At 61.1% G+C, this 13,481-nt stretch carries 6 protein-coding genes; 1 reads left to right on the top strand and 5 read right to left on the bottom strand.

Annotated elements, in window-relative coordinates:
• Positions 1–72: 72 nt before the first annotated feature.
• From EI291_RS06780 to topA, 5 genes are all read right to left on the bottom strand, one after another.
• Complete coding sequence (locus EI291_RS06780) at positions 73–3,795, bottom strand: BamA/TamA family outer membrane protein (protein ID WP_125419044.1); 3,723 nt, start codon at positions 3,793–3,795, stop codon at positions 73–75.
• Positions 3,796–3,865: 70 nt separating this feature from the next.
• Positions 3,866–4,420: a metal-dependent hydrolase gene (locus EI291_RS06775; protein WP_125419043.1), complete on the bottom strand. Its 555-nt coding sequence runs from the start codon at positions 4,418–4,420 to the stop codon at positions 3,866–3,868.
• 50 nt (positions 4,421–4,470) lie between these two features.
• Positions 4,471–5,160 carry an SIR2 family NAD-dependent protein deacylase gene (locus tag EI291_RS06770; RefSeq protein WP_125419042.1) on the bottom strand — a complete coding sequence of 230 codons (690 nt, stop codon included), beginning with the start codon at positions 5,158–5,160 and terminating at the stop codon, positions 4,471–4,473.
• Between the two features lie 53 nt (positions 5,161–5,213).
• Positions 5,214–6,110 carry a DUF4846 domain-containing protein gene (locus EI291_RS06765; protein WP_125419041.1) on the bottom strand — a complete coding sequence of 299 codons (897 nt, stop codon included), beginning with the start codon at positions 6,108–6,110 and terminating at the stop codon, positions 5,214–5,216.
• 126 nt (positions 6,111–6,236) lie between these two features.
• A complete protein-coding gene (gene topA / locus EI291_RS06760) occupies positions 6,237–8,723 on the bottom strand; it encodes a type I DNA topoisomerase (protein ID WP_125419040.1) in 2,487 nt (828 codons plus the stop codon).
• Between the two features lie 332 nt (positions 8,724–9,055).
• Here topA and EI291_RS06755 point away from each other — a divergent pair, with 332 nt between their 5' ends.
• The gene (locus EI291_RS06755) at positions 9,056–13,414 is read left to right on the top strand and encodes a HAMP domain-containing protein (RefSeq protein WP_240635395.1); all 4,359 of its coding nucleotides are present in this window, start codon (positions 9,056–9,058) and stop codon (positions 13,412–13,414) included.
• The last annotated feature ends 67 nt before the right edge of the window (positions 13,415–13,481 follow it).

Below are 13,481 nucleotides of genomic sequence, written 5' to 3'. Positions count from 1 at the left end.
AAGGGTTGGAGCGAAAGAAGTCTGCGGCAAATATAAGATTTCGCGGCGGCTACAAAGTAGTCGGCGTGCCGACTAGTTATCCAACCGGAAACCCAGCCCGAACTGAATCAGGCCATTTTCCACCGATTTCTGGTAAGACACCGATAGGGCCAGCTGGTCGGATACGGGGGCAATGTAAAAGCCGGCTCCGTAGCCCTGGTGCCAGCCCCCGGGCGAGGAACCTTTGTAGTACACCCGGCCCCGGTCGTAGAGGCCGAAGATGCCATAGGAAAAGGGTAGGAAGGAGGTCTGCACGCGGCCCAGGGCCAGGCGGAGCTCGGTGTTCAGGTAGAGGCTGGCGTCGCCGGTAAAGCGGGTGCGGTAGTAGCCCCGCAGCCCCTCGCGCAGGCCCAGGTTGGCGAATTTGTAGAACGGAATGTCGTCGTCGTTGCCGTAGTTTTTAGCCCCGCCGCCCTTCACCACCAGCGTTACCGGAATGCCCAGACGGGCCGTGCCGTAGTACTCGGCAAAGCCCTGGGTAAGGCCGAAGTTACCCTTGTTGCCATTGAGCTGATGGTAGGTATCATGCTGGGCTCGCAGACGCACGCCGCGTCGGGCAAAGCTCTGCCGGTCCCTTAGGTCCACATCCAGCAACGCATTCAGGCCGATGAGGCGTTGAAAGTCGGTGTTGGGCTTACGGTCATCGGGTACCGGAATACCCCCATTTTCCAACTTGCCTAAGTAGCTGTCGGCGGCATAGCTGGAGGTGTATTGCTCATAGCTGGGCCCAATGCGGAATAGACTGCGCTGCCAGAATACTCGCTCGGTGAAGGCATCCAGCGTGAATCCTTTGTAGCGGGCTTTATAGTATTTGTTGTCGTAGAGGCCCTGGTCTTTGGTAGTGTTGTTGCCCAGCCCAAAGAAGTTGTAGAACGGGAAGAAGTTGCCATACTCGGTGCGGGCACCCACGTCCCACTTGCCAAAGGCGTAGCGGTGCCGCGTAGCCAATGACACCTGAAAATTGCCGCCGCTGGAGCCCCGCACGTCAAACGAGTACAGGTTTTTGAAGCCCGGCTTGCGGAAACCCTGGCGCACGAAATCCACGCCCGCGCCCACCCCGATACCGTCGTTGGCATTCACGATGACGGTAGCGCGGGGCTTGTAGGTGTTGAATTCGAACTGCTCCCGGTCGTACTGGTTCACGTCGGGACGTGTGGAGGTGCGGTTATCCGACTCCGAACCCAGCTTCAGGTCGGTATCGGGTACATCGTACACCTTGGTGAGGGTGCGCAAACCGCTCACGCGCGAATCGTCCGAAATCCGGTCTTTGCCGTCGCCCCCAATGATGCGCACCAGCACACTTTTGCCGGCCGAACCGGTTACCGTAAACACATCCTTGCCATCGAGGCCGTAGAGGCTTATCTCTTCGGTTTCCTTGGGCGAAAAGATCCGGTCGAACAGGGCCGGGCCATTGGGCTCGTCGCCCTCCTTGGCTTTGTCGAACAGCTGCACCCGCACCCGGCCGTCGGCCTGGCGGTCAACCCGGAATACCTCGGCCTTGTTAGAACCCACCACGTCCACGCGCTTGGCCAGCAGCAGGTAGTACTCGTCCAAGGCCTTGTGCAGCTCCTTGATGCGGGCTTTCAGCTTGCGGTTCAGCTCGTCGGTGGAGAGGGTTTTCAACTCAGCGGGCAGGGTGCCGGTGGCTTCGTCGATGGCGGCGGGTGTGATGCGCTCCTGCATGTAGCGGGCAATATCCTGCCACTGCTCCCGGCTCAGACTTTGCAGCAGAAACCTATCCAGGTGACGGGCGGGCCAGTTCAAGCTTTTCATGTCGCCGAATTCGGCCTGAAACCCTTCAATGCTGGGCACGGCCCATTCCCGGTTAGCCAGGTAGGTCAGAGCCCCGTTCCAGAGCGTGAACGACTGGTCCCGGTCGCGCGGAATGGGCTTGTACACGGTTTTCTTGCCGTCCTTAAAGCCCGCCCACTTCCAGTTGTCCTCGTGCTTGCCGAAGTCGGCCACCAGCATATCAAACGCCCGCGCCCGGCCCAGGGCCACGGCGTCGATGCGGTTGTCGTTGTCTTTGTAGAGCTGACGGAAGAAGCTGAACGAGCGGCGTACCTCGTCGGCCCCCCCGAAGCCGGGCAGGTTGGGCTTGGGGTCCACCGGGCGGTCTTCCAAGGTGCCAAACAGGCCGGCAAACTGCTCCCGGTACGGGCCCAGCTGGTTGTTGTCGGGCAGCACAAACAACCGGGGCCGAGCGTGCAGGATGTCAGTTTTATCCAGCAACGAGCCCGTTACCAGCGCCGAGTAGGGGTGGGCCGTGGGCGTGATGTCGCGCAGCACATTGGCGGCAAACGACTGGCGCAGCTCCGGCGGCAGAATCCGGGTAACGTCCTTATCCACCGAGCGGAACACGTACTCTGAGGAGTCGGCGGCAATGAGCTTGAGCGAAGTCGTCTGGCGTCCTCCCCCGGGGCCGAAGGGGCGCAGGCCGCCTTTTTCGGTGTCGAGGTTGAGGGTACGAACCTGAACCGGCTGCGTCCAGGAAGTACGGTAGAGCTTGCCCAGCCAGAACCGGGAGCTGCCGGTACCGGCGTACTGCTTGCCGGCCGCCAGTGTTTGGGTAGCTTCAAAAGGCGCATCGGGCTTCATCTGGGCCACGCCTTTCGGGGCCGATGGGCACTCTGGAATGAATGAGTTGACGGGCACCCCGGCCTGCTTCGGCCCGCAGGCCGAGCGGAACAGCGTAGCCGCGTAGGCCTCCCGGGCCGAGCTGCCGCTGTCAAACGTATAAAACGCCGTTTTTACGGTGCCGTCGGCGTAGTAGTCGAGGCGGGAAAAACCCTCTTCAGCTTCGTTGAACTGGGACTTGGCGTTGGCCCCCACGTGTTGTTTCTGCGCGAAAGAGCCCGAAATCAGGTGGTAGCTGCCCTGCTGCTCGGTAAGCTGGAGGCTGAAGTCGTGGGCGGCGGCGTACACGGCCCCGGGATGGTCGCGCAGGGTGTTCAGCATTTCCTTCTGGAACTGCTGGTAAGCAGGGTTGGCCAGGTCGCGGGGGGAGCCCACGTTCTGGCGGTAGGCGGCGTACACGGTGCCGGCCACGGGCGGCAGCAGGTGGCGGCTCAGGGGCATGTGGCCGCCGTACACGCCGTTGCTGATGACCGGCTGGTGGCCCACCAGCAGCACGTTGCGGCCCTTTGTTTCATCCAGCACATCCTGCAGCTGCTCGCGGAACTCCTCCACCGTCATGGTTTTGCAGTCGGTGTCGGGGGCTTCGGGCCGGTCGAAGGGGTGCGTCCACCAAGGCGAGTTGATGGCGACCAAGCGCACCAGCGGGGCCACATCCACTATTTCGGGGCCGGGGCAGCCGCCGGTGGGCAGAAAGGCGTTCTGGCCCGGCAGCTTGTCTTCAATATACTTTTCCAGCCGCCGCACCCGCTTCAGACCATCGGGGCCGGAGTTAGCCCAGTCCTTGTCGCCGGGCAGAAAGTAGATTTTGCCGTTGGGCAGGCCCTGCACCAACGCAATCAGCGCATCGGCGCGGGCCGTCTGGCCGGCCTGGCTGGAATCCTTGGCCGAGCCCAGGCCCTCGTTGCCTACAATATCACCGAGGTGAACCACGGTAAACGGGCCGGTTTGCTGCTCCAGTGTGCGGCGCAGGGCCTGTAAATGTCCGGTGGGCAGCTCCGCCGTGGCCGTATTGCCCAGCAAAAAAACCGTGTGGGCCGGCGCGGCCGACTGAGCAAAAACCGGAGTAGAGGCTGCCAGGCCCAGACCAGCCAGCAGCATGCGCGAGTAACGAAACGACATAGAAGGGGAGTGTAGAAGCCTCTTCTACGGAAAACCGGCCATTCTGATTTGACTCCGCATTAATTTCTGGTTAACGAGCGGCTGTCGGCCGCAGTAGGCGTTGCGCACTGTACTGAGCCAGCAGCAACAGGGCACAAGGCAGCAGCACCCATTGTACCTCGCTGCGCAGCACGCGGGCGGCCCATTCGCCCACGAATTTCTTCACGCCAATGGGCGAAACGGCAATGGGCCGCAGCCCGAAAAAGTACCGCTCCGTATCGAACGGGCTGAAAAACGCGACACCTTCTCCGCCCGTGGTCATGGCATCGAGCACGCCGTGCGAGGCCGTGGCCAAAAACAGCAGCAGCCAGAGCCGGGCCAGGGGCGGCGTAGCGGGGCCACGCCGGATGCGGTAGTAGCCAGTTACGGCAGTAGCCACTACGGCCGCTGCCAGCAGGGAGTGGCTCAACCCCCGGTGGCCCCAGAGGCTGGCGTATGGTACGTGAAACTTGAAGCCGATAACGTCGGCATCGGGCAGGAAAGCACAGGCGGCGGCCAGCACCCAGTACGGCCAGTAGCGCCGCTCCGGTAGCAGCAGCTTGCCCAGCGTCGCGCCTAACGCGCAGTGTCCAACGATTGAAGCCATGTGGGAGAATGGGTGAAGCAGGGCCAATAGCCAGCACTGCAAAGTTCACGCTATTGGGCCCGCAGCTCGGCGGCCACTTGCGGTACGCCTACGGTGGCGGGCTCGGTGATGAAGTGTAGGTTGGGCCGGCTGCTGACGGGCGGGCGGCTGGGGTCGATAATGTAGATGGGCGTGCCGCGCCGCACGTAATCAACCAGCCCGGCGGCCGGGTACACCTGCAGGGAGGTGCCCACTACCAGAAATACATCAGCGGTGGTGGCCTCATGGGCGGCCAGCTCCAGTAGGGGCACGGCCTCGCCAAACCACACAATGTTGGGGCGCAGCTGGTGGCCTCTCTCGCACAGCTCGCCCAGCTCAATCCGGTCCGAGTGCATGGGGTACACCAGCTCCTCGTGGCGGGAGCTGCGGCTTTCAAACAGCTGTCCGTGCAGGTGAATTACGCGGGAAGAGCCGGCCCGCTCGTGCAAGTCGTCTACGTTTTGGGTTACAATGACCACCTCAAAATCCTGCTCCAGCTCGGCCAATGCCCGGTGGCCGGCATTGGGCTGGGCAGCGCGGGCGGCGGCGCGGCGCTGGTTGTAAAACTCCAGCACCAGTGCCGGATTGCGGGCCCAGCCCTCGGGCGTGGCAACTTCCTCGATGCGGTGATTTTCCCAGAGCCCATCCGAGGCCCGAAACGTGGCCAGGCCACTCTCCGCCGAAATTCCGGCCCCGGTCAGGGCTACCAGTTTCTTCTTCATCAGGTATGGTTAGTGTAGCAGTTTGAAGTTCAGGCGCCTACTCACGGCCCGTACTAAAATCGTTTCAACTCATTGGTCCGGAACGTCCATTCCGGGGTGCTGACCTGCGAGGCGGCGGGGTCAAGCAAAAACCAGGCGCCGAGGCCGGTATTATCCCACACATTTTTGAGCACGTGCATCTGCTGGGCGGGCATGTAGCTCTGGGCCAGCAGGGCCACCCGCCGGCCGGTAGTTGGCTGCACGGCTACGTCCAGCACCAGCACCGCATGCCCCGGCGAGCCGCCCCGGATGAGCACGTCGCCGGGCTGCACCTGGGCCAGGGGTACCGGCCGCAGCTCCTTGCTCAGCGACAGAGTGCCGGCGTAAGTAAAAATCTGGTCAAGGTAGCGGCGCAGACTGGCGTGGGTAGGGGCTTCGGCCGGGCGCGGGGCGGGCTGCACGGCGTCGCCCACCACCCGGAACCCCGTGCCGCTGTACCAGTCCTGAAACCGGATATCGTCGCCGCTGGTCAGGTGAAAATGCACCTGTTCTGGCTGCTGGCTGAACTGGTACTCGGCCCGCAGCCGGATAACGGCATCGGCGCACTGCTGCAAATCCCGCGGGCCCACATCAATATGGAGCACGGCGGCGTGTACATCCTGCCGGTCTTTCAGCTGGCCGTTATGCAGCTTTACGGGCGTGCCGACGGGCAGCAACGGCAGGTAGCGCAGCCACTGGCCGAATGAGCCGGCCGCGACGGGTACACGCTGGTAGCCGGCGGGTGGCGCAAACCGGGCCTGCACCGTCTGGCGCGGGTTGTAGCCGTTGGCAGGCAGCCAGGCGTAAGCGGCTGGTTGAGGCCCTGTTTCGGCCGGGGTGGAGGCAGTTTCGACCGGCGTTTCGGTTGATGTTTCGGCGGGGGCGGCAGTGCAGGCTAGTAGCAAAGCCAGCGGCCATAAGGCGTAATGCATTCGGGAGGATAAGCAGTAAATAACCGCCGCAATAACGCACAATGCGTGGCGCTATTTCAACCGGGCCGGCACAAAAAAAGCCCCAACGGGTCGTTGGGGCTTTTGCATTGACGTATGGCCGAAGCGTTACTTGGCTTTACCAGTGGTTTTCTTGGCTGTGGTGCCGGTGGCTTTCTTGGCAGCCGGCTTCTTGGCGGCTGGCTTTTTAGTAGCGGCTTTCTTGGCGGGGGTGTCGGCCTTTTCGGTTTTATCAGCAGCCGGAGCGGCTTTTTTGGCGAAGCGGCCACCTTTGGCCGGCTTGTCGGGCGTGGCGTCGGCCAGTTCCAGGCAGCGCTCCAGCGTGAGGTCGGCAGGCTCTTCGCCCTTCGGAATTTTCACGTTCTTCTTGCCGGCCACGATGTAAGGACCAAAGCGGCCATTGAGCACCTGAATATCCGGGTTTTCAGCAAACGACTTGATCAGACGTTCCGAATCAGCTTTGCGCTTGGCCTCGATCAAATCAATGCCTTCCTGCGCCGTGATGGTGTGCGGGTCCTGTTCCTTGGTGAGAGAATAGAACTTGCCGTCGTGGCGGATGTAGGGGCCAAACCGGCCCAGCGCGGCCGTCATGTCCTTGTCCTCGAACGAGCCCACAATGCGCGGCAGCTTGAATAGCTCCAGGGCCTCTTCCAGGGTGATGTTCTCAATGAACTGCCCCTTGCGCAGGCTGGCGTACACGGCCTTTTCGCCCTCGGGCGCGCCTTCCAGCGGCTCAATCTGCACGTAAGGCCCGAAACGGCCTAAGCGGGCCGTCAGCTTTTGGCCGGTTTCGGGGTGCGTGCCAATTTCCCGGTTGCTGCCCAGCGTGTTGCGCTCAATGTTCTGGCCCCGCTCCACGGTTTCGTGGAAGGTGCCGTAGAAGCCGGCCAGCATATCGGTCCACTGCTCCTGCCCATCGGCAATGCGGTCAAACTCATCCTCCACTTTGGCCGTGAACTGGTAGTCCACAATCACGGGGAAGTGCTCCACTAGAAAGTCGTTCACCACCATGGCTGTATCGGTGGGGAACAGCTTGGCTTTATCGGCCCCGTAGGTTTCGGTTTTTACTTCGGTTTTCACCGCGTCGCCATCCAGCGTGAGCACGTGGAACTTACGCTCCTTGCCTTCGCGGGAGTCCTTTTCCACGTAGCCCCTCTTCTGGATGGTGCTGATGGTAGGTGCGTAGGTGGAAGGCCGACCGATGCCCATTTCCTCCAGCTTCTTCACCAGCGAAGCTTCGGTGTAGCGGGCCGGAGGCGAGGCGTAGCGCTCCGTAGCGCGCAGCTGCTGCAAAGGCAGTTCCTGCCCCACATTCAGCGGCGGCAGCCCCCGCGAAAACGACGATTCGGCGGCTTCATCCTGCTCCTCCTCATCCTTGCTTTCGGCGTAGGCTTTCAGGAACCCTTCGAAGGTAATCACCTCACCGGTAGCCGAGAGCATAGTGCCGGGCTGCGTACTGATGCTGATGGTGGCCACTGTGCGCTCAATCACTGCATCGGCCATCTGCGAGGCCATGGCCCGCTTCCGGATCAGGTCGTAGAGGCGCTGCTCCTGCGAATCGGAGCCGGCTTTCAGCAAAGCGAAATCCGTGGGACGAATGGCTTCGTGCGCTTCCTGAGCGGAAGCCGACTTGGTTTTGTACACCCGCGTCTGGGCGTACTCCGGGCCGTAAGCCCGGCTGATTTCCTGGTGCGCGGCCGTCAGAGCATCCTGCGAAAGGTTTACTGAGTCGGTACGCATGTAGGAGATTTTGCCGGCCTCGTATAGCTTCTGGGCCACGCTCATCGTCTGGGCCACCGAGAAGCCCAGCTTGCGCGAAGCTTCCTGCTGCAGCGTGGAGGTAGTAAACGGTGGCGCGGGGCTGCGCTTGCCCGGCTTTTTCTCCAGGTTTTCAATGCGGTAGGCCGCGCCTACGCAACGGGCCAGGAAAGCCTCAGCTTCTTCGCGGGTTTTGAAGCGGGTGGGCAACTCGGCTTCCAGTACCGCGCCCCGACCGGCATCAAAGCGGGCCACCACGCGGTAGGCAGAGGAAGTTTTAAACTGATTGATTTCCCGCTCACGCTCCACCACCAAGCGCACGGCCACACTCTGCACCCGGCCCGCCGAGAGGCCAGCCTTCACTTTTTTCCACAGCACCGGGCTGAGCTCAAAGCCCACCAGCCGGTCCAGCACCCGCCGGGCCTGCTGGGCATTCACCAGGTTGAGGTCAATTTCCCGGGGGTTATCGATGGCCGTGAGGATGGCATTTTTGGTGATTTCGCGGAACACGATGCGGCGTGTTTTGCCGCCGCCGGTCAGGTTCAGCGTTTCGGCCAGGTGCCAGCTGATGGCTTCTCCTTCCCGGTCATCGTCACTGGCCAGCCATACGGTTTCAGCCTCTTTGGCCAGCTTTTTCAGTTGGCTGATAATTTCCCGCTTGTCGGCCGATACAACGTAGGTCGGCTTGAAGCCATTGGCAATATCAATGGCGTTATTATCCTTGGGCAGGTCGCGCACATGCCCGAATGAGGACTTCACCACGAAGTCCTTACCGAGGTAGCCTTCAATGGTTTTGGCCTTGGCCGGGGATTCGACGATGACTAGATTTTTGACCATAGGGGGTGGGAATACACAAGGCGGTTTCGGTAGGGAACGGGTGCCGCAGTGTAAAAGTTGAATTTTGCCGCAAAGATGCTGGAATAATCCGGCCCTGTTGCCAACGGGTATAAATATGCGGAAACTGTACCGCTACTATATAGGATACAATACACCACCGCCAACAGGCAAGATGTTCAGTATCCGCGAGTTATTCGAAATGCATAAGATTTTATGCTTGATAGCGGCCGAATGGGCATATCTGCTACCTTTGCCCGTTCCGGAACCGTATACCCAGCGGCTTCGTTCGAGCAACGCCTTCTACTCGCAGGCCCCGCCACCTTTTCTTGTGTATGGCTTCAGCTAAGACGCCCAAAACCACCCGCCCGGCTACTCCCGCGGCAACTCCTGCTCCTGTTGCCGCCGTTACCAAAGGTAGCCTGACAACAACTGCGCCCTCCAATGGCAACCACACGCGGAAACGCGGGGAAGCCAACGGAAAATACGCCGCTCAGGACCCCGACTACATCAACGACCAGTTGAACCGGGTACTGTATGCCCTCGATGCCTTTAAAAAGGGCGACGTATCGGTGCGCCTGACCAAGCAGAACGACGACATCTTCGCCGAAATTGCCGAAGCCTATAACTCCATGGTGGAGATGATTGGCGGGGTAGGAGGCGAAGTATCGCGCATTTCCAAAGTGGCCGGGGTGGAAGGCAACCTGAAAGCCCGCGCCTCCGGCGAAAATGCCGCCGGCTTCTGGCGCGACATGATCAACAACATCAACGGCCTGGTGGATAGCATTGCCGTGCCGGTGTTGGAGGTAGGCAAAGTGCTCAAGAACATCAGCAAAGGCAATCTGGATGAAACCTTCCAGATTCCGGTGTCGGGCGACTTCAAAGTGATGGCCGAAACCATCAACAAGACCATCGATAACCTGAACCTGTTCGCCGGCGAGGTAACCCGCGTGGCGCAGGAAGTAGGCACCGAAGGCAAGCTGGGCGGCCAGGCCTCCGTACCCAACGTGGGCGGCATCTGGAAGGACCTCACCGACAACGTGAACTACATGGCCTCGAACCTGACTTCTCAGGTGCGCGACATTGCCAACGTAGCCACGGCCGTAGCCCGCGGTGACCTGAGCCAGAAAATCACCGTGGACGTGAAGGGCGAGCTGCTGCAACTCAAGCAGAACCTGAACCAGATGGTGGACTCGCTCAACCTGTTTGCCGGTGAGGTAACCCGCGTGGCGCAGGAAGTGGGTACCGAAGGTAAGCTGGGCGGCCAGGCCTCCGTACCCAACGTGGGCGGCGTGTGGAAACAGCTGACCGACAACGTAAACACGATGGCCTCGAACCTGACCTTGCAGGTGCGCGACATTGCCAACGTAGCCACGGCCGTAGCCAAGGGCGACCTGACGCAGAAAATCACCGTCGATGTAAAGGGCGAACTGCTGCAGCTCAAGCAGAACCTGAACCAGATGGTGGACTCGCTCAACCTGTTCGCCGGCGAAGTAACCCGCGTGGCGCAGGAAGTAGGTACCGAAGGTCGCCTCGGCGGTCAGGCCGTGGTGCCGAACGTGGCCGGGGTGTGGAAGGAACTGACCGACAACGTGAACTACATGGCCTCGAACCTGACCTTGCAGGTGCGCGACATTGCCAACGTAGCCACGGCCGTAGCCAAGGGCGACCTTTCGCAGAAAATCACCGTCGATGTAAAGGGCGAACTGCTGCAGCTCAAGCAGAACCTGAACCAGATGGTGGACTCGCTCAACCTGTTCGCCGGCGAAGTAACCCGCGTGGCACTGGAAGTAGGCACCGACGGTAAGCTGGGCGGCCAGGCCTCCGTACCCAACGTAGCCGGCGTGTGGAAGGAGTTGACCGACAACGTAAATAACATGGCCTCGAACCTGACCTTGCAGGTGCGGGACATTGCCAACGTGGCCACCGCCGTAGCCCGCGGCGACCTGAGCCAGAAGATGACCGTGGATGTGAAGGGAGAAATCCTGGAGCTGAAGAACATCCTCAACCAGATGGTGGACTCGCTCAACATCTTCGGCGACGAAGTAACCCGCGTGGCCCGCGAAGTAGGTACCGAAGGCCGCCTCGGCGGCCAGGCCTCGGTGCCCCGCGTTGGTGGTACCTGGAAAGAGCTGACGGATAACGTAAACACGATGGCCTCGAACCTGACGAGTCAGGTGCGCGACATTGCCAACGTAGCCACGGCCGTAGCAAAGGGCGACCTGACCCAAAAGATGACGGTAGATGTGAAAGGCGAGATTCTCGACCTGAAAAACATCCTCAATCAGATGGTGGACTCGCTCAACATCTTCGCCGGCGAAGTAACCCGCGTGGCCCGCGAAGTAGGTACCGAAGGGATTCTCGGCGGCCAGGCCAACGTGCCCAGCGTATCGGGTACCTGGAAAGACCTCACCGACAACGTAAACACGATGGCCTCGAACCTGACGAGTCAGGTACGGGATATTGCCAACGTGGCTACCGCCGTAGCCCGCGGCGACCTGAGCCAGAAGGTGACAGTAAACGTGCGCGGTGAGCTGTTGCAGCTGAAGGAAAACCTCAACCAGATGGTGGACTCGCTCAACACGTTCGGCGACGAAGTAACCCGCGTGGCCCGCGAGGTAGGCACCGAAGGCCGCCTTGGCGGTCAGGCCGTGGTACCCAACGTGCGCGGCACCTGGAAGGACCTCACCGACAACGTAAACTTCATGGCCGCCTCGCTCACGAGCCAGGTGCGCGACATTGCCAACGTAACTTCCGCCGTAGCCCGCGGCGACCTGAGCCAGAAAGTATCCGTTGATGTAAAAGGCGAGCTGCTCGACCTGAAGGACAACATCAACCAGATGGTGGACTCGCTCAACGTGTTTGCCGGCGAGGTAACCCGCGTGGCCCTGGAAGTAGGCACCGACGGCCGCCTGGGCGGTCAGGCCGATGTGCCCAACGTAAGCGGGGTGTGGAAAGACCTCACCGACAACGTAAACACGATGGCGGCCAACCTCACCACGCAGGTGCGGGGCATTGTGAAAGTAGTAACCGCCGTATCGCAGGGTGACCTGACCCAGAAGCTGACGCTGGAAGCCAAGGGTGAAGTAGCCGAACTGGCCGATACCATCAACCGCATGGTGGACGACCTGAACCGCTTGGCCTCGGAAGTAAGCCGCGTAGCCCGCGTAGCCGGGGGCGAAGGCAAACTGACGGAACGTGCCACAGTAACGGACGTATCGGGTTCCTGGAAAGAACTGGTGGATACGCTCAACGCCCTCATCGAAAGTATTGCCTCGCCGGTACTGGAAGTGTCGCGCGTGGTGCGGGCCATTTCGGAAGGCGACCTGCAGCAGCAGGTGGAAATCGAAACGACCGGTGACATTCGCGCCATGGCCGACGCTCTGAATCTGGCCGTGGACAACCTCAATGAACTGCTGGGCGAAATCAACGAGTCGTCGCAGATTGTAGGGGAATCGTCGGAGGAAATGGTAGTGAAAGGGCAGGAGATGAGCCGGGTAACCGTTGATGTGGCCCTGGCCATGCAGCAGATGGCCGAAGGCGCTCAGAACCAGGCTCTCAAAACGGACCAGGCCTTCAAGCTGATTGAAGAAATCATGCAGGCCACCAAGGAAACTGCCGGTAAGGCCGATGTCGGCATTAAGGCAGCTATTCTGGGTGAGCAGACCTCGCAACTGGGTTTGAAAACGGTAGCGGAAGTGGTGAAAAACATGGAGGAAATAGCCGGCGCCGCCGCCCAGACCTCTAAAACCATTGAAGTACTAAGCACCCGGTCCGGAGAAATCAGCAAGTCGCTGGGCGTAATCACCGACATTGCGGCCCAAACCAACCTGCTGGCTCTGAACGCCGCCATCGAAGCCGCCCGTGCCGGGGAAGCCGGCCGTGGCTTTGCAGTAGTAGCCGAAGAAATCCGCAAGCTGGCCGAAGGCTCCCGCAAATCGGCCGGGGAAATTGCCACGCTGGTTGAGGACGTAAAGAAGGATACCACGTCGGCCGCCTCCGCCATCAGCACCATGGAAGGCCGGGTACTGAAAGGGAAGAATGCCACCTTCGAGGCCAGCTCAGCCTTTAAGAACATTGCCACCTCGTCCGGTGAAACCCTGCGCACTTCCCGCGACATTCTGACCGCCACCGAGATTCAGAAAACCTCGATTGGCGACGTAGTAAAGTACGTGGAAGAAGTGGTAGCCATTGCCGAGCAAACCGCCTCCGGTACGCAGCAGGTAGCCAGCACCGCCAAGCAGTTGTCCACCAGCATGCAGGAACTGACCACCAGCAGCCAGAAGCTCACCGACATTGCCGACGACCTGCAACTGGGGCTGTCCGCCTTCCAGCTGATGGAAGATCTGGAGCCGGAGCCCGAACCGGAGCCCGAACCCATTCGGCGCCGGGCGCTAGGCCACCGTTCTGCCGCCCGTCCGGTGGCTTCCGCCCCTGCACCGGCCCAGCCGGTTCGTCGTCGGACCGCTACACCCGCTGTGGCCGAGGAGCCAGCAACTCCCGCCCGGAAACGTATTTCGCGGCGCGATACTGCTGTCGCCCCCACTACGCCCGCCGCCGCTATCACACCTGAGGTACAGGAAGCTGGCCGGAAGTCTGGCTCCCGGCGTGCTGCCAAATCGGTGCCGGCTGCAGAAGCGCCGGTAGAGGCTTCGGCCCCTAAAGCACGCGGTACTAAGCGGAAAGCCAAATAAGTTAATATGTTCTCCGTTCTCCCGGGCCGTTGTCAGCAGCGGCCCGGAAAAACGTTATTTCCTCAGG

The sequence above is a fragment of the Hymenobacter rigui genome, assembly GCF_003944715.1.
Lineage (GTDB): Bacteria > Bacteroidota > Bacteroidia > Cytophagales > Hymenobacteraceae > Hymenobacter > Hymenobacter rigui.
The sequence above is the reverse complement of the archived record's forward strand: the minus strand, read 5'-3'. Positions and strand labels throughout refer to the sequence as shown.

What these genes read in the sequence shown, in the direction of transcription:
- EI291_RS06780 (WP_125419044.1), bottom strand. Translation starts at nt 3,795, where the DNA reads ATGTCGTTTCGTTACTCGCGCATGCTGCTGGCTGGTCTGGGCCTGGCA.
- EI291_RS06775 (WP_125419043.1), bottom strand. Translation starts at nt 4,420, where the DNA reads ATGGCTTCAATCGTTGGACACTGCGCGTTAGGCGCGACGCTGGGCAAG.
- EI291_RS06770 (WP_125419042.1), bottom strand. Translation starts at nt 5,160, where the DNA reads ATGAAGAAGAAACTGGTAGCCCTGACCGGGGCCGGAATTTCGGCGGAG.
- EI291_RS06765 (WP_125419041.1), bottom strand. Translation starts at nt 6,110, where the DNA reads ATGCATTACGCCTTATGGCCGCTGGCTTTGCTACTAGCCTGCACTGCC.
- topA (WP_125419040.1), bottom strand. Translation starts at nt 8,723, where the DNA reads ATGGTCAAAAATCTAGTCATCGTCGAATCCCCGGCCAAGGCCAAAACC.
- EI291_RS06755 (WP_240635395.1), top strand. Translation starts at nt 9,056, where the DNA reads ATGGCTTCAGCTAAGACGCCCAAAACCACCCGCCCGGCTACTCCCGCG.